The sequence below is a fragment of the Compostibacter hankyongensis genome, from assembly GCF_039541075.1.
In the GTDB taxonomy this organism is placed as follows: Bacteria; Bacteroidota; Bacteroidia; order Chitinophagales; family Chitinophagaceae; genus Compostibacter; species Compostibacter hankyongensis.
This window is the reverse complement of the sequence record NZ_BAABFN010000005.1, coordinates 1-17158: the sequence shown is the minus strand read 5'-3', so window position 1 is coordinate 17158 and position 17158 is coordinate 1. Positions and strand designations below refer to the sequence as shown.

Genomic DNA, 17158 nt, shown 5'->3' with positions numbered 1-17158 from the left:
GCGAGATAAACATCAAACCGGAAACCATGAGGAAGCGAATATTATATGTTACAGCGGCTATCTGGCTTTTTCTCATCTGTCGCAACAAGGTCGCCGGCGAGAATTTGCCTGCGGAACAACCCGATTCGCTGCCGGGAGAACGGCTGCCCGTGCAGGAGGTAACGGCGCGGGAGGATTCCGGTATGCCCATGTTGCTGCTGCTTACCGGAGATGGGGGATGGAAGGGTTTTGATGTGCGGCTGTCCGGTCAGTTTGCTGCACGGTCTGTACCGGTAGCGGCGCTCAACTCGTTGAAGTATTTCTGGAAAAAAAGAACGCCGGAAGAGACCGCTGCTGCCGTGAAGCTTTTGCTGGATCGCTATACCCGCCTGTGGCATAAGCAAGATTTTATCCTGGCAGGCTTCTCGTTCGGCGCCGACGTGCTGCCTTTTGTGGTGAACCGGCTGCCGTCCGCCCTGCTTGCACACTGCCGGGGCGTAGTGCTTTTTTCTCCCGGTACGTCCACGGATTTTGAGATCCACCTCTCCCAGATGATGGGAAAGCGAAAGGAATGGAAATACAGTGTAGTGAATGAACTGAATCGCATGACCTTTCGGCCGCTGCTGTGCCTGTTTGGTGAAGCAGAGAACGATTATCCTATGGCTTCCCTCTCAGACCGGCATATACCCGTCTTTCGTCTTCCCGGAGGCCATGAATATACCGACGATCACCGCGATGTCGCCGGATTGGTGCTTGCACATCTGCGCTAACAGGCGCCTTGGGGGAACGTCCGGTTAACGTATGATTATCTCTTCAAAGCTCCGGTCGACCGCTATCTTGACTGTCCCCAGGGCGAAGTTCCGCTTACTGAGCTTATAGGTCTTGCCCTCGATCACGTATTCCTTCGCCTCGAAGGGAAGACCGTGGAAGATGATCCGGTTCCTGTAGCATCCGGATTCATATTTTCCGATAAACTTTTTCTTCAGTCGCAGGGAGCGCTCGCCGCCCGTGACCTTGTAACGGATCACATTGAACTGGCCGTTCCTGTAACCGTAGTTGTCGCCGGCATCTTCATAAAGAATGCTGTGTACTGTGGAGGCTTCGTAATATACATGCAGGATCATTTCCGACACCGGCTCCGCGCCCACAAATTCCATACGGGGATATTGCGGAATAACGGCGCCGGCCTTTACGAAAAGCGGTATTTCATCAAGCGGAGTGGAAATGGGAAAGCTTGTTCCGCCCGCATAGGTCTTGTCGTTCCAGTAGTAATACCAGTTGCCCTCCGGCAGATATACCTGTTTTTCCTGCATACCCGGCTCGCTGACATGGCTGATCAGCAGATGATCGCCCAGCATAAACTCATGATCGCGGTGATAGGTTTCCGCATCTTCCTGGGCCACGAAGGCCATCGGCCGCAGCATGGGCGTTCCTTCGGTGGCGTATTGCCAGAAGGTGGTATACAGGTAGGGGAGCAGGTGGTAACGCAGACGGATAAACTTGCGTGCAATAAATTCCACCTTGCTGCCGAATGACCAGGGGTCCTGGTTGAAGTTGGTTTCGTTGCTGGCCGAATGGGTACGCATAAAGGGATGGAAGGTGGCCAGCTGCAGCCAGCGGATATACAGCTCGCCGTCGGGCTCCCCGATAAAGCCTCCGATATCGCTGCCGATAAAGGATATCCCGGACACGGCCATACGCTGGCATTGCAGGGAGGCGAGGGACAGGTGATCCCAGGTGGCCGAGTTGTCGCCGGTCCACACGGAGGTCCATTGCTGGGCGCCGGCATAGCAGGAGCGGGTGATCACAAAAGGGCGGTGGGGCATAAGATATTTTTTCAGCCCTTCGGCGGTAGCCCGGCTCATCAGGTGACCGTAGATGTTGTGTGCTTTACGGTGACTGCAGGGGTCGCCGTCGTAATCATGCCGCACATCTTCGGGGAAGGTCCCGATCTCAAAAACCGCCGGCTCGTTCATATCGTTCCATACCCCGCGTATGCCCACATCCACCAGCCGTTTGAAAAGGCTGCGCCACCAGGCGCGGACTTCAGGATTGGTAAAGTCGGGAAAGACGCACTGTCCCGGCCATACATCTCCCTCCATCAGCGCCCCGTCTGCCCGCCGGCAGAAATAGTTTTTGGCCAGTCCTTCCTGGTAGATCTCATATTCGGGGTCTACCTTGATGCCCGGATCGATGATCACCACCACCTTAAAGCCCATGTCGGCCAGGGTCTTCACCAGCCCCGCCGGATCGGGGAAGTTCTCTTCGCTGAAGGTAAAACAGCGGAAGCCTTCCATGTAGTCGATATCGAGATGGATGACATCGCAGGGGATATGACGGTTGCGGAATTCATGCGCGATCTCGACGACCCGCTTGTCCGGAAAATAGCTCCAGCGCGACTGCTGATAACCCAGCGCCCACATCGGCGGCAGGTCCGGCGTGCCGGTGATCCGGGTATATTCCCGGGCGACGTCCAGCAGCTGGGGACCGTAGATAAAATAATAGTTCATCTCGCCTCCGCGCGCCCAGAAGCTGCAGGCTTCCGGACGTTCGTTGCCAAAGTCGAACAGGGTACGGAAGGTATTGTCGAAAAAGATACCGTAGCCGATGCCGTGATGAAGGCCGTAATAAAAAGGGATATTCTTGTACAGCGGATCCGTGTCCCGCTGATAACCATAGGTATCCGCCCCGTAATTCTCAAACCGTTTGCCCAGGAGGTTGAGCGCGGCGGCCTTATCGCCCAGGCCGAAAAAATTTTCGTCTTCCTGTATCTGTTTGCTGCAGTATACGATCTTTCCGCCTTTTGAGAGGTAATACTGCCAGTGGAAGCCCTGTTCGTCCTGATTGATGATGCGGCCTTCGCTGTCGGTAATGGTAATGCGGAGATTGTCTTTGTCGATCAGCACCCGGATCAGCGCTGTAACGATCTCAAAGGTTTCCTCGTTTTCCTGAATATCGAAAAATACGAGTGATTCTTTCAGTTCTGCCGGAACGGCATAGGAAAAATCGCGCTGAAAGTCCCCGTCGGCGGCGTAACGGAAACGGACCACCTTATCCGAGATCACCCTGACCTCGAGAATGGTCTCCGTGGTATGAAAGTACAGGTAGTTTCCCTCTTTGGTCCAGCTCCGGACAGTATCCGGAAAATACTTGATCGAATATTTGTTGGTCGGCGCTACAGGTTGCATTATGTGGTTTGTACATTAAATGGCAAAAATAAGAAATAACAGCGGAGTGCTCAAATGCGCGGCATGCGATGTTGCCCGTTCAGCTGTAAGTCTGTTGGGTCAGCAGATGCGGCCGTTCCCGGTATATCTTGAGGATCATTTCCCCGAAGAGCGTGTTGGCCCAGGCAAACCATTTCCGGGTAAACTTGCCGGGGTCGTCCTTGTTGAAGGATTCGTGCATAAACCCGGTATGGGCATGCGACTGCCGCAGCATTTTCAGACAGGCGCGTATCTCTTCGTCGTCATCCGAGGTAATGGCGCGCAGGATGATGCTCATGGGCCAGATATTGTTTTCCAGGGTATGGGGACTGCCGCTGCCTTCCGCAGATTTTCCCCGGAAAAAATACGGGTTGCTGCCGCTCAGGATAAACCGCCTGGTATTGCGGTATACCGGATCGCCGGGCTTTATAGCCCCCAGGTAGGGCAGCGACAGCAGGCTGGGTACATTGCTGTCGTCCATAAAGAGCCGGTTGCCGAAGCCGTCTACCTCGTAAGGATATATTTTCCCGAACTCCAGGTGGGTGATCACGGCGTATTCCTGCAGCGCCTGCGCTACCTCGTCTGCCAGTCTGCTGCAATCCCCGGCCAGCACATTGTCTTTCAGTATGCTTTTGCTCATCTCGGCTACCTGTCGCAGGGAGGTGACGGCAAAGAAGTTGGAAGGTACCAGGAAGGGAAATATGGTGGCGTCGTCAGAAGGACGGAAGACGGACACGATGAGGCCTACCGGGCGTACGGGATTGCCATAGCCGCCGCCCGGCACCGTGTCGGTAGACCAGGAGGTAACGCGTCCGAATTTATAAGGTCCTTTATCCTGCTTCCGCTGCTGCTGCCGGAAAGTTTGGATCACCAGCTGCATGGCCTGCTGCCAGCGCTGGTCAAAAGGCCGGGTATCTCCGGTATGCTTCCAGTAATGATAGGCCAGGCGGATGGGATAGCAGAGAGAGTCCACCTCCCACTTGCGCTCATGCAGCTCCGGCTTCATCTCGGTAAGGTCTTTGTCCCACTCGCTGCCGGTAGGCCCTTCGTTGAAGGCATTGGCATAAGGGTCGATGAGGATGCAGGCTGTCTGCCGGTTGATCACCCCGGCAATAAGCTGCTGCAGGCGGCTGTCTTCCTTCATCAGCGGCAGGTAGGGCCATACCTGCGCGCTGCTGTCGCGCAGCCACATGGCATGGATATCGCCTGTGATGACAAACGTATCCGGCCGTCCTTCCCCGGATTTCGGAAAGACGGTGGTGTCCAGCGTATTGGGGAAACAATTGCCGAAAAGCCAGCCCAGCTCCCGGTCCCGGATCACCGACTGCATCTTCCGGATCGTGTCTTCCACGGCGGGACTGCTGAAATGTCTTTCACCTTGCGGAGTACGCACGACGGGGAACTGCGGAGAAAACAAGGATCCCGATGGCAGGGCCATTCCTGCTCCCAACAGCGCGCTTTGCTGCAAAAAATCCCTCCTGTGCATAGATGATCATTTTTAGAGCGCGGAAAATACAACATTTTCGGTGGATGCATTGCGGGCATAATCTGTAACTTGCCCCTCAAACGGCGATATGAGCAGCAAGGATTACGATGCAGTCGTGGTAGGATCCGGTCCGAACGGACTGGCCGCCGCCATTACCTTGCAGCAGGAGGGGCTTTCCGTGCTGCTGCTGGAGGCTAAGGAGGAGACCGGCGGAGGACTCCGCTCAAAAGCCCTGACGCTGCCCGGTTATCTGCACGACGTATGCTCGGCCATCCATCCCATGGCTGCCGCTTCCCCCTTTTTCCGGTCGCTTCCCCTCGGCGCTTACGGGCTGGAATTCATCCAGCCGCCCCTACCCGCAGCACACCCTTTTGAAGATGGCAGCGTCGCCGTGCTTCATCGCTCCCTGCCGGAAACAGCGTCCGGCCTGGGAGTGGATGCAGCCGCCTACCGGAGGCTGGTAGCGCCGGTAGCGAAAAGCTGGGATGGCATGATCGGCGACATATTGGGTCCGCTGGCTTTTCCCGCGCATCCGCTGGATATGGCCGCTTTCGGACTAAAGGCCCTGCCTTCTGCGCTGTGGCTGTCGCGCCGCTTCCGGACCCGGGAGGCCAGGGGATTGTGGGCCGGAATGGCCGCCCACTCCCAGATGCCGCTGTCCGGCGCGGTTACCGCCGCCATCGGGCTGGTGCTGATGACCGCGGCCCATACCGGGGGCTGGCCGCTCGTTCGGGGAGGCTCGGGCGCCCTGGCACAGGCGCTGACGGGTTACTTTACGGCCCTCGGGGGAAAAACGGAAACCGGTGTATGCGTAAAATCGCTGAATGAGCTGCCTCCTGCCCGGGCGGTATTATTGGACGTAACGCCGCGGCAGCTGCTGCAGATCGCGGGGGAGCGCCTGTCACCTTTCTACCGGCGACAGCTGCAGGGCTACCGCTACGGGATGGGCGTATTTAAAATAGACTGGGCTCTGGATGGCCCCATACCTTTCAGGTCAGCGGCCTGCCGGCAGGCGGGTACCGTTCATCTCGGCAATACCCTCGAGGAGATCGCCGCCTCGGAACACCTGACCTGGAAAGGGGGACACCCGGAACGTCCTTTTGTGCTGCTGGCCCAGCAAAGCCTGTTTGATCCCTCCCGGGCGCCGGCGGGGAAGCATACCGCCTGGGCTTACTGCCATGTGCCGCATGGTTCTCTGAAAGACATGACTGTGCCCATTGAGCAGCAGGTAGAGCGATTTGCCCCCGGTTTCCGGGACCGGGTGCTGGCGCGGCATACCCTGCATACCGCTCAGCTCGAAGCCTATAACCCCAATTATATCGGCGGCGATATCAACGGCGGCGTAAGCGACCTGGGGCAGCTTTTCACCCGCCCGACCCTGCGCCTTTCTCCTTACCGTACTTCGGCCGGAGATATCTATATCTGTTCTTCTTCCACCCCGCCGGGAGGCGGGGTCCACGGCATGTGCGGCTATCATGCCGCCCGCCGCGCCCTGAAAGACGTTTTTGGTATTTCATAAATTCCGTTTGGCGTAAAAGGGTAATGCCTTATTTTTGCGCGTGACCGGCAAATGCTAAAAATATTAGCAGAAAAATAATTCGTCCGGAAGCATTTCCGGTTACTATACCTGGCATATGGCTGAGAAAAAAGAAGACCTGTTTAACGCTTATACGGAAGAATCTATCCGCTCGCTGGACTGGAAGGAACATATCCGCCTCCGTCCGGGCATGTATATCGGCAAGCTGGGCGACGGCTCCAGTCCGGATGACGGCATCTACGTCCTGATCAAGGAGGTGATCGACAACTGTATTGACGAGCATATGATGGGCTTCGGTCGTCAGATCGATATCCGGATCACCGAGCACGGGGTCACCGTGCGGGATTACGGCCGCGGCATCCCCCTGGGAAAGGTAGTGGATGTGGTCAGCAAGATCAATACGGGGGCCAAATACGACAGCAAGGCTTTCCAGAAATCAGTAGGGCTCAACGGAGTGGGTACCAAGGCGGTAAATGCCCTGTCTGCCCAGTTTAAGGTACAGTCCAACCGGGAGGGCAAAACCAAGATCGCGGAATTTGAACGCGGCACGCTGGTCAAAGAACACAAGGAGACCAAGACCACCGAACCCAACGGCACGCTGGTGACGTTTATCCCCGATAGCCAGATCTTCAAGAATTTCCGCTATGTGCCGGAATTCCTGGAGGATCAGATATGGAACTACTGTTATCTGAATGCCGGGCTGATCATCAATTTTAACGGCAAGAAATACGTTTCCAAGAACGGCCTGCTGGACCTGCTGCAGCGTAAGGTGAACGAAGAGGAGATCCGTTACCCGATCATCCACCTGAAGGGTGATGATATTGAGGTGACCATTACGCATGAGAATCAATACGGGGAAGAATATTATTCCTTTGTCAACGGGCAGCACACCACCCAGGGCGGCACTCATCTGGCTGCTTTCCGCGAGGCTTACGTGAAGACCGTCCGGGAATTTTATAAGAAAGACTATGATGTGGCCGATATTCGCGCCTCCATTGTGGCGGCCGTAGCGGTACGGGTGCAAGAGCCGGTATTTGAATCCCAGACCAAGACCAAGCTGGGCTCCCAGTATGTTTCCGAAGGCGGCCCCTCCATGAAAAGCTTTGTGCTGGACTTTCTGTCCAAGGAGCTGGATAACTACCTGCACAAGAATCCCTCCGTGGCGGAAGCCCTTAAAAAAAGGATCGAGCAGAGCGAGCGGGAGCGGAAGGAGCTGTCCGGCATCAAAAAGCTGGCCAACGAAAGGGCCAAGAAGGCTAACCTGCACAACCGCAAGCTGCGCGACTGCCGGGTGCACTGCAACGACGAGGCCGAGGGGAAAAACAAGGAAGAAATGCAGGCCAAGAAGCTGGAGACCACCATCTTTATCACCGAGGGAGATTCCGCCAGCGGTTCCATTACCAAATCGCGCAACGTGGAGACACAAGCCGTATTCAGCCTGCGCGGGAAACCGCTCAACTGTTTCGGTCTCAAAAAGAAGATCGTGTATGAAAACGAGGAGTTCAACCTCCTGCAGCATGCCCTGAACATTGAGGACGGCCTGGAAGGACTGCGCTATAATAATATTGTGCTGGCTACTGACGCGGATGTGGACGGGATGCATATCCGCCTGCTGATGCTGACCTTTTTCCTGCAATTTTTCCCCGAGCTGGTAAAAAACGGTCACCTGTATATTCTGGAAACGCCCCTGTTTCGTGTGCGGAATAAAAAGCGTACCCTTTACTGTTACAGCGAAGAGGAAAAGCAGGCGGCCATCCGTACGCTGGGCGGCAAGCCGGAGATCACTCGTTTCAAGGGCCTTGGGGAAATCTCCCCGGAAGAATTCGGGGGCTTTATCGGGGAAAATATCCGGCTGGATCCGGTGATCCTCCGTAAGGAGACCGCCATCCCCAAATTGCTGGAATATTACATGGGTAAAAATACCCAGGAGCGGCAGGGTTTTATTATCGATAACCTCCGTGTGGAAAAAGACGAAGTGGCGGAATCTTCCGAAGCCGGCGTGGCCGAACCGGAAGAAGCCGTCCTGGAAGACTGAATATGGAAAAGTTACTGCATATTGTTTTTGACCGGCAGGGTGCTGAGGCTTTGCAACAGAGCTTTCAGCTGGACGATATCATTGCCGGGGACATCTTCATACTGGAAGATAATCTTTCCTGCGGCCCGCTGGAAGAAGAGCCGGGCGGACAGGTCCGGGAAGCATGGTGGCAGGAGCTTACGGGACTGCCGGAGGGATTTCCGGGCAGGACCGATGCTGAAAAACGGCGTACCGTTCTCGAAAGGATGCAGGAAGATGAAAGTAACGAGGTCTGGATATGGGCGGCGCAGAACGCCCGGGATGTGTGCGCCTATTATTCGCTCATTGCTCCCCTCGCGGATTTCCAGGGTCGTGTGCACATCATCTATCTCAATAACCTTCCTTTTATCAATGAGAAAGGCGCTCTTTTTTATCCCGTGACGCTGGGGCAGGTGCTGCCCCGGGAATTTCTCAAAGCCCGCAAGCTGGCCCGGGAGATCACGCCTTCCGAATTTGAGCTGGACGGAGAAGAATGGTCCCGCCTCGTTTCGGAGCACCTGCCCGTACGTATCCTCGAGGGAGGTAAAAAGCTGAAAGGCTGCCCGGAGGATTTTTTTGATAAAATATTGCTGGGGCATTGCCATCCCACTTTTCAGAAAGCCTGGCGCGTGATCCAGCAAACGCTGACCAAATCCGGCCATACCCCCGAAGAGCACTACCTCAACGGGCGGCTGAAGACGCTGGTGGCTGCCGGCATGCTCGAGGCGGAAGGAGAAGCCAAAGGTGCCAAAGATTACAGCGTAAAGACCAGACAGGGCGCAGCCCGGACCGATAACTCCGAAACGTATGAAGGAAGTAACGATAACACCGTTGCCGGTGATCAATAAAGACGACCGCGGCAGCACGCTGAAGGTGCCCAACGACCGTACGGGAAATTTTATCCTTTGCTACCGTAAGGCCGGTACCAGCAGCGGCAGGCATTACCATACCGGGAAATCGCCGTACAAAGATCCGGAGGTCCTGTACCTGCTGAGCGGAACGGCCCTTTTTCGCTGGTATGCGCTGGAAGAAGGACCGGAAGCGATGCGGCAGCAGGAGGTAAATGCACCGGCACGTGTAGCCGTGCCCGTAAATGTGTGGCATGAGCTGCAGGCGTTGACCGACTGTTCTTTCTGGGAAATGAATTCCCTGGAGGATGTACAGGAAGATTCGGTGAGAATAGAATATAAATCGTAAAGAGGGTAAGCATCATTATGGCTGAAATCGAAGATAATGTATCGCAGGATGAGCAACTGCAGGACAGGTTGCCGGTCAGCGGCATGTATGAAAACTGGTTTCTGGACTATGCCTCCTATGTGATACTGGAGCGGGCGGTGCCCGCCATGGAAGATGGGCTGAAGCCGGTTCAGCGCCGCATTCTTCATGCCATGAAGGAGATGGACGACGGCCGGTTTAATAAGGTGGCCAATATCATCGGGCAGACCATGCAGTACCACCCGCATGGCGACGCTTCCATCGGGGATGCCCTGGTCAACCTCGGACAGAAGGACCTGCTGATCGATACCCAGGGCAACTGGGGGGATGTGCGCACGGGCGACCAGGCGGCAGCCTCCCGGTATATCGAAGCGCGTCTCTCGAAGTTTGCGCTCGACGTGGCCTTTAATCCTAAAACCACCTTCTGGCAGCTGAGCTACGACGGGCGGAAAAACGAGCCGATAACCCTCCCCATGAAGTTTCCGCTCCTGCTGGCGCAGGGGGTGGAAGGGATCGCGGTGGGGCTCTCCACCCGTATACTGCCCCATAATTTTTGCGAGCTGATCACCGCTGCCGTCAAATACCTCCGTGGCCGGAAATTTGAGCTGTACCCCGATTTTGGAACGGGCGGGATGGTCGATATAAGCAACTACAATGACGGAAAGCGCGGCGGACGGGTGCGCATCCGCGCGCATATCGAGGAAAAAGACAAAAAGACCCTGCTGATCAAAGATGTCCCTTATGGCATTACGACCGCACAGCTGATGGATTCCATTGTAAAAGCGAACGACAACGGAAAGATCAGGGTAAAAAAGGTAGTGGACAATACCGCGCAGGAGGTGGAGGTGGAAGTGCAGCTGGCGCCCGGCATATCCCCGGACATTACGATAGATGCCTTGTATGCCTTTACCGACTGTGAGATATCGGTATCCCCGAATGCCTGTGTGGTCATGGAGGACAAGCCGCATTTTGTAAGCGTGTCCGATCTGCTGAAGCGGTCTGTAGATCATACCCGCGAGCTGCTGCGCCGCGAGCTGGAGATAAAGCTGCATGAGCTGCAGGAAGACTGGCATTACTCTTCCCTGGAGAAGATATTTATAGAAAAGCGGATATACCGCGATATCGAGGAAGAAACTACCTGGGAGGGGGTGCTGGGCGCTATTGACAAAGGGTTGCGCCCCTATAAAAAGCGTTTTCGCCGTGAGATCACCCGGGAAGATATTATAAAGCTCACCGAAATAAAGATCAAGCGGATATCCCGGTACGACAGCTTTAAGGCCGATGAACATATCAAAGGAGTAGAAGCGGATATAGAACAGGTGAATTACGATCTGGAGCACCTGGTGGATTTTACCGTCAGCTATTATGAGAACCTGCTGAAGAAATACGGCGGCGGCAGGGAACGGAAAACGGAGATCCGGAACTTTGAGACCATCCAGGCCCAGTCGGTGGCCATAGCCAATGCAAAGCTGTATGTGAACCGCGCAGAAGGATTTATCGGGACAGGGTTGAAAAAAGACGAGCTTATCGGAGAATGCTCCGACCTGGACGATGTGATCGCCTTTACGCGGGACGGGAAGATGAAAGTAGTGAAGGTGGCCGACAAGGTGTTTATCGGGAAAGACATCCTGCATGCCGCGGTTTTTCGCAAAAACGACGAGCGTACTACCTATAATATGATCTATACGGATCTGAAAAAGGGAATGAGCTATGCCAAGCGTTTCAACGTTACCGGTGTCACGCGCGACAAGGAGTACGATCTCTGCAAGGGTGAAAAAAACAAGGTCCATTATTTTACCGCCAACCCCAACGGAGAGGCTGAGATCGTCACCATACTGCTCACAGCGGGAAGTGCGGCCCGGCAGAAGAATTTTGATTTTCCCTTCGAGGAGATCGCCATAAAAAGCCGTTCTTCGCTGGGTAACCAGGTGACGAAGTATCCTATCCGCAGCGTCAAGCTGAAGGAAAAAGGCGCTTCCACGCTGTCCGGGCTGAAGCTTTGGCTGGATGATGCCATAGGAAGACTCAATACCGAAGAGCGGGGGCAATACCTGGGTAGCTTTGATAACGGGGATCAGCTCATTGCGTTCTACAACGACGGGACCTATGAGCTGACCAACTATGAGCTGACCAACCGCTATGATCCGGATATGCTGGTGCTGCTGGAAAAATTTGATCCGGAAAAAGTCATCACCGCCGTGTATTATGATGCGGACAAGATGCAGTATAATGTAAAGAGATTCCGGATCGAGACGCAGACACAGAACAGCAAGTTTACCTTTATCAAAGAAGGAAAGGGCAATCAGCTGGAGCTGGTGACCACGCAGGAGCATCCTGTAGCCACCCTCGTTACCGGGAAAAAGCGTTCCGACGCAAAGAAGAGCAAGGTGGACCTGACCCAGCTGGCCGATGTTACCGGCTGGAAAGCCGTCGGCAGCAAGCTCTGCGGTAAGGAATTCAACAGCCTCGAGCTGATTCAGCCGGAAGGGACAGATGAGAAAGGTCAGCAGGGAGCGCTGTTCTGAGGAGGTAGCCGTTACGCTACAAGCGTCAGCTCGTCTATACGCTGAAAATGTTTTTTATTTAACGTAGCAAGGGGTAAGCCATTGGCAACAGCAGTTGCTGCAATAAACAAATCTGGGATCGCGATTTGTTTTCGTTTCTTTTTTAATTGTTTATTTATATCTACTGCGACGTTTGCTACTTTTTTATCAAATGGAAGAACTTCTGTTTTTTGTAAAAAAGAGTTCCAAAAATTAAGCTGCTCCGGTGTTGTTCCTGTATAAATTTCGTAATCAGTAATAACAGAAATACAGTAGATATAGTCTTGTTTTACTAATGAAATTAATATAGACTGAGACTTATTCGTCTTACGGAAATGGTCAATGAGGATGGATGTATCGACCAGTACTATTTTGTCCGCCATCGGCTGATTGCTTTGTGGGTTTTGGCAATTTCATCAAGCTGCTTTTTAGTGAAAGTCGGAGCAGATAGCAAAAACGACTCAAGATCGGAAGGAGATAAGTTTTTTTCTTTGCTCTTTTCCACTTCTTCTTTAAGTTTTGCCCACTGTTTTGAAGGGAGGCCCTTGGCCAGTCGAACCAGTTGGTCAAATGCGATATCTATCTGTGCTTGCATAATAGCAAAATTACTGAATTTTCCAAATGCGGGTTGTCTTCTTCCGGAAAATGTTCTCAATGCTCAGACGGCACGATCAGCACGGGTATTTTTGAATGGTGTTTGATGTAGGTCGTGATGCTGCCGGTGAGCAGCTGCATCAGCCCGGAGCGGCCGTGTGTGCCCAGGATAATAAGATCTGCTCCCCAGCTTTCCGCAGTGTTCAGTATTTCGGCCGTGGGACGGCCTTCCGGCGTAAAGCGTTCCGCCGGTTGATCGCCTGCATACCGGCCCATCAGCTCATCCAGCGTGCGGTCGGCCTCCCGGTGCAGGCTCTCCATGATCTCGAGCGGCGAGAGCGGAGAAATATCATTGTCCATCGGGTTGACCGTAAGCCGCTGATCGATCACAAACACTATTCCTACCGCGGCATTCAGCGTACGGGCCAGCTGGAAACCCGTTTCGGCGGGCTTGCGCGCATATTCGTCGTCATTGACGGCAATGAGAATTTTCCGGAACATGATGGTCGGGTTGAGGTAATATATCAAATGTAGGGTAAATTTTGCATATTTACGGCTTCGGAAACTATGCAGCAAAACGGCCGCAGGATGAAAAAAAGAACAGGAATTATTTGGTGTTGTTTGTTTTGGATAGCTGCCGGCAGGGCGCAGCAAATATCGCCTGTCGGCATGATCGATCTGGAATATACCCTCTCTGCCGATCTGCATAATCCGGACAGCCTGAAGATGATCTGGGATGATATCCATGCAGTGGCCACCCTGCAGGGCATCGTCAACCGCCGTTCGCCCCGCCTTTATATCTTCCTGGTAAAAAACGGCCGGGTGGATATCGACCGTTACTGGTGGAACAAATACCGCGGGAAGGGCAAGTGGCTGAGCGGGCGGGATACCGTTCTGTATCCTGACGTCGGTTCGATGATCAATGCCTATCGTCATGAGATAAAAGGCGCCGTGGTGTACGATCCCAAGGTACCGGCCACCAGTAATGTCGCTTCCTCGGTGGCGGGGATTGAAGATGTGATTGCCCTCCGTTATGATACCACACCAGGCAGCCTTTACTCCAGGCTGGTTATGAATGGGCCCCGTTTGCCCGTGAAGATCTGGCTGCTGCACAGCGACGGTTCCCCGCTGTTTACCGGCAAGGGCAATGTCCCCGGAACAGACCGGCCCTCCAGCGGCTCCGCTAAAGACGATGCCTATCTGTGGTTCCTGGAGCACTATATGAAAAAGGGAAGATGCAATACGGCCTATGCAGCTTACTATATCGATCAGCAGTGGATGAAAAAACCCGCTGCAGCGGCGCGCAACCATCATACCCTTTCCAACCACGACTTCTTTGTCAGCCGCCGGGGCTTTTTCTTTGATCTCAGTCCCTGGGGCGACGAGCCGGCCACAGATGATCCGCATCAGCAACCCGGCACCGACCGGAAGACGTTAAAGGAACTGCTGCTGACGGCTTACCGGCAGAACCGCGGGCAACGGTTTTGCTATATCGGCGGTTTCCCGCCCTGGGCCTTTAAGTACACCCGTCATGCCGGCGGCCGCCATGAGGATGTGGAGACAGAATGGGAATACTCCCGTATTATCAGCGCTTACAACGCCTTTAAAGATGCGGATGCCATTAACTATGGCGCCCTGGCCAATGCTTCCTTCTGGCAGCATTTTCCCCTTAAGTCAAAATATCCGCAGCCCTGGATAACCCCGCAGGAGCTGCAGCGCCGGGGATACCTCACCCGCGACGGTCAGATTGATTTCCGCGGCCGCAACTTTATCATCTTTTATGTAGGGGATTATGACGCCTCTTCCTGGCTTTCGCAAACCACACCGGATTTGTGGGACGACCCGGACCGCGGAAAAGTGCCCCTGATGTGGTGCATCAGCCCGGTATTGGCGGAAAGGGTGCCCATGGCGATGGATTACCGGCGGGAAACCGCTACGCCCAATGATTATTTTGCCGCGGCGGATAACGGCGCTGGCTATCTGATGCCGGGTATGCTGCAGGAACCGCGGCCGATATCCGGCCTGCCCGAAGGGCTACAGGCCTGGGTGGCGCATAACAAACCGTACTATGACCGCTGGGGACTGAGCATCACCGGTTTTATCATTGACGGAAAGGCGCCGGGCTTGAATAAAAAAGGGCTGGACGCTTATGCGCAGTTTAGCGGGAACGGGATCGTGCCCCAAAAGGTTCCGCTAACCCTGCTGCATGGCAATATGCCGGTGCTGCGGTCGGACGACGATGTAAATGAAACGGATCCTGCCGCCGCTGCCCGTCATATCCTGGCCCGGGTAAAAGCGCGGCCTGTCCCTTTTCACTGGTTCCGGAATATCCTGAAAAGCCCCACCTGGTATGTGCAGGTGGCGGAAGAATTAAAACGGCTGGACCCCAAGATTGAGCTGCTGGATGCGCCTGCTTTTTTTGAATTGTACCGTATTTATCTGGAGGAAGGCGACAGGGGCCAATGAAAATCTTTGAGGACGAGATAAGCGGGAATCGGAAACCCGTGTATCTCAGCTACGTGGCGGGCGGTTACCGGTGGAAAAAGTCCGGAAAGTTATAGTAACTTTAACGATCCGAGTATAACGTGCTCACTATTGGTCATCATGGATATTCTGTATGGGACGTCAGATGATAAAGTGCTTTTCCATCGCCTTAGGGAGGGGGATAGAAAGGCTTTTGATGCCTTTTACCGGCGTCATTTCAAAGACCTCTTCCGTTCGGCCTTCCGACGCTTGCAGGATGCAGAGGCCTGCAAGGATATCATCCAGGATATATTTACCGATCTATGGTTTCGGCGGGAGCAGATCAGCAATGAAAATCCCGTAGGGTATCTTCATACTGCCGTTCGTTTTCAGGTCTTTAAATATATTGGCCGTTCAGCCGGCAAGGCGTTCTATGAGCCGCTGGAAGCCATTATGCCTGCAGGAGGTACCGCGAGCGACCCGCTGGACTATAAAGAGCTCCTGACCCTGGTGGAGCAATGGATGGATACGCTTCCGGAGAAGCGCGGGGAGATATTCCGGCTGCGTTACCAGGAGCAGCTTTCTACCAAGGCAATTGCCGCAAAGCTCCATATCTCACAGAAGACGGTGCAAAATCAGCTGGGTATCGCCTACAATAGTCTACGGGATAAGTTACCCGGAATCATCTTCTTTTTGTTGTTCGACTCCGCATTCCGGCATATTTTTTAAAAAGTTAAACCGCCGGATGGGAGTTTTCTCTCCATAGGGTATAAGTAGATAAAGCGCTACTTTATTGCTGACATATGGACCGGGATATCTTGCAGGAAATCTTGAAACGTTATGCCGAGGGGAAAGCCACCCCGGAGGAACGGTGGTTCCTGGAGGAGTATTACCGGCTGTTTGACCGACGGAAGGATCGGCAGGTCCGCCCCCCGGCTGATGAGTTGCCTGCCTGGGAAGAGGAAGTACTGGATCGTATCCACGCCGCCCTGCCGTCCGTTGCGAGAGGTCGCCGGCGCAGATGGCCGATAGCGGCAGCGGTTGTGTTGTTGCTGGCCTTGGGATTTTATTTGCTGTACCGGAGCAGGGCGCCGGTATCGTCGGTACCTGTTCCGGCAACCGTCGCCGGGCAGGATATCCGGCCCCCACAGACAGCCCGTGCCGTGTTGACGCTGGCCAACGGGCAGAATGTATTCCTGGACAGTGCGCGTAACGGCGGCCTTGCCGTGCAGGGGAATACCAGTATTACCAAGCCTTCGAACAGCCAAATCGATTATAAACCCGGAACGCATTCCGCAGCCGGTCCCGTACTGTACAATACCCTTACGGTGCCTGCAGGCAGCCGGATCTTCACCCTGACGCTTTCTGACGGTACCCGCGTTTGGTTAAATGCGGCTTCCTCTTTGCGCTATCCGACTTGCTTTACGGATAAAGAGCGGACGGTGGAGCTTAATGGGGAGGCCTATTTTGAAGTGGCGGAAAATAGGGCTGCTCCTTTCAAGGTAAGCAAGGGAAATGTAGAGATACTCGTGTTGGGTACTCACTTCAACGTCAAGGCATACGACGATGAAAAAGCAATAAAAGTCACGCTCCTAAAAGGGGCCGTAAATGTCAGTCGTTTGGCCGTTACCGGCCGGCAGCAGGTGACGATGAAGCCGGGACAGCAGGCGCAGCTTGGCGGAAATCCGTCTGCCACAGGTAGTATACGGGTAAAGAGCGGCGTAAATATGGATGCGGTGATGGCCTGGAAGAACGGCATGTTTTCATTTGATAAATCCGATATCAAAACCATTATGAGCGAGGTGGCCCGCTGGTATAATGTTGACGTGATCTATAGCGGAACCGTAACAGAGCGTTTTCATGTGGAGATGAGCCGGGATACACGGGTTTCAGATGTATTCCGGATACTGGAAGCGACAGGGGGAGTGCATTTCAGTATCGAGGGCCGGCATATCATTGTGGCTCCCGGAACGATTGGTTCCTGATCGTCAGTCGGGATACGTCGGATATCGTTTAAATCTAAAAAAACAGAACTATGGAATAAAAAGAGCATCCCCTTGCATATGCCCGTAAAAAGGCCGG

Annotated in this window: 14 protein-coding genes; 9 read left to right on the top strand and 5 right to left on the bottom strand. The window is 54.2% G+C overall.

All coding sequences use genetic code 11. The annotated features are described in order from the left end of the window. Positions 1-26: 26 nt before the first annotated feature. Entirely contained in the window at positions 27-749 is a 723-nt protein-coding gene (locus ABD851_RS10560) for an AcvB/VirJ family lysyl-phosphatidylglycerol hydrolase (RefSeq protein ID WP_344978975.1), read from the top strand. A gap of 24 nt (positions 750-773) precedes the next feature. Here ABD851_RS10560 and ABD851_RS10555 read toward each other — a convergent pair whose 3' ends face one another. Together ABD851_RS10555 and ABD851_RS10550 are read right to left on the bottom strand one after the other, a co-directional pair. After that, positions 774-3167, bottom strand: coding sequence for a glycoside hydrolase family 31 protein (locus ABD851_RS10555; RefSeq protein WP_344978973.1), 2394 nt, complete (start codon positions 3165-3167; stop codon positions 774-776). Positions 3168-3246: 79 nt separating this feature from the next. After that, positions 3247-4671: a glycoside hydrolase family 125 protein gene (locus ABD851_RS10550; RefSeq protein WP_344978971.1), complete on the bottom strand. Its 1425-nt coding sequence runs from the start codon at positions 4669-4671 to the stop codon at positions 3247-3249. 88 nt (positions 4672-4759) lie between these two features. On the opposite strand from ABD851_RS10550, the gene ABD851_RS10545 reads away from it, so the two are divergent. The 5 genes from ABD851_RS10545 (at position 4760) to ABD851_RS10525 (ending at position 12001) form a co-directional block, all read left to right on the top strand. Continuing rightward, on the top strand, positions 4760-6190 hold the full coding sequence (locus tag ABD851_RS10545) for a phytoene desaturase family protein (protein ID WP_344978970.1): 1431 nt from the start codon (positions 4760-4762) through the stop codon (positions 6188-6190). Positions 6191-6305: 115 nt separating this feature from the next. Further along, positions 6306-8243: a DNA topoisomerase IV subunit B gene (locus tag ABD851_RS10540; protein ID WP_344978967.1), complete on the top strand. Its 1938-nt coding sequence runs from the start codon at positions 6306-6308 to the stop codon at positions 8241-8243. 2 nt (positions 8244-8245) lie between these two features. Then, positions 8246-9109 (top strand): DUF1835 domain-containing protein, encoded by an 864-nt coding sequence (locus ABD851_RS10535; RefSeq protein ID WP_344978965.1) that lies wholly within the window; start codon positions 8246-8248, stop codon positions 9107-9109. Next, positions 9069-9458 carry a cupin domain-containing protein gene (locus ABD851_RS10530; RefSeq protein WP_344978963.1) on the top strand — a complete coding sequence of 130 codons (390 nt, stop codon included), beginning with the start codon at positions 9069-9071 and terminating at the stop codon, positions 9456-9458. Before ABD851_RS10535 ends, ABD851_RS10530 begins: the two co-directional genes overlap by 41 nt. A gap of 17 nt (positions 9459-9475) precedes the next feature. Further along, a complete protein-coding gene (locus tag ABD851_RS10525) occupies positions 9476-12001 on the top strand; it encodes a DNA gyrase/topoisomerase IV subunit A (protein ID WP_344978961.1) in 2526 nt (841 codons plus the stop codon). A gap of 11 nt (positions 12002-12012) precedes the next feature. On the opposite strand, the gene ABD851_RS10520 is transcribed toward ABD851_RS10525, so the two are convergent. Genes ABD851_RS10520 through ABD851_RS10510 form a run of 3 tightly spaced genes read right to left on the bottom strand, consistent with a single transcriptional unit; the run spans position 12013 to position 13114 of the window. Beyond that, positions 12013-12402, bottom strand: a complete 390-nt coding sequence (locus ABD851_RS10520; RefSeq protein WP_344978959.1) for a type II toxin-antitoxin system VapC family toxin — start codon at positions 12400-12402, stop codon at positions 12013-12015. Continuing rightward, positions 12387-12614 carry a hypothetical protein gene (locus tag ABD851_RS10515; RefSeq protein ID WP_344978957.1) on the bottom strand — a complete coding sequence of 76 codons (228 nt, stop codon included), beginning with the start codon at positions 12612-12614 and terminating at the stop codon, positions 12387-12389. The genes ABD851_RS10520 and ABD851_RS10515 overlap by 16 nt, the downstream gene beginning before the upstream one ends. A gap of 56 nt (positions 12615-12670) precedes the next feature. Then, complete coding sequence (locus tag ABD851_RS10510) at positions 12671-13114, bottom strand: universal stress protein (protein ID WP_344978955.1); 444 nt, start codon at positions 13112-13114, stop codon at positions 12671-12673. Between the two features lie 120 nt (positions 13115-13234). On the opposite strand from ABD851_RS10510, the gene ABD851_RS10505 reads away from it, so the two are divergent. The 3 genes from ABD851_RS10505 to ABD851_RS10495 all read left to right on the top strand — a co-directional run bounded on the left by ABD851_RS10505 (position 13235) and on the right by ABD851_RS10495 (position 17061). Then, positions 13235-15079 carry a GxGYxYP domain-containing protein gene (locus ABD851_RS10505; RefSeq protein WP_344978953.1) on the top strand — a complete coding sequence of 615 codons (1845 nt, stop codon included), beginning with the start codon at positions 13235-13237 and terminating at the stop codon, positions 15077-15079. 138 nt (positions 15080-15217) lie between these two features. Continuing rightward, positions 15218-15805, top strand: a complete 588-nt coding sequence (locus ABD851_RS10500; RefSeq protein ID WP_344978951.1) for a sigma-70 family RNA polymerase sigma factor — start codon at positions 15218-15220, stop codon at positions 15803-15805. A 74-nt stretch (positions 15806-15879) separates the two neighbouring features. Next, on the top strand, positions 15880-17061 hold the full coding sequence (locus ABD851_RS10495) for a FecR family protein (RefSeq protein ID WP_344978949.1): 1182 nt from the start codon (positions 15880-15882) through the stop codon (positions 17059-17061). Positions 17062-17158 lie beyond the last annotated feature (97 nt).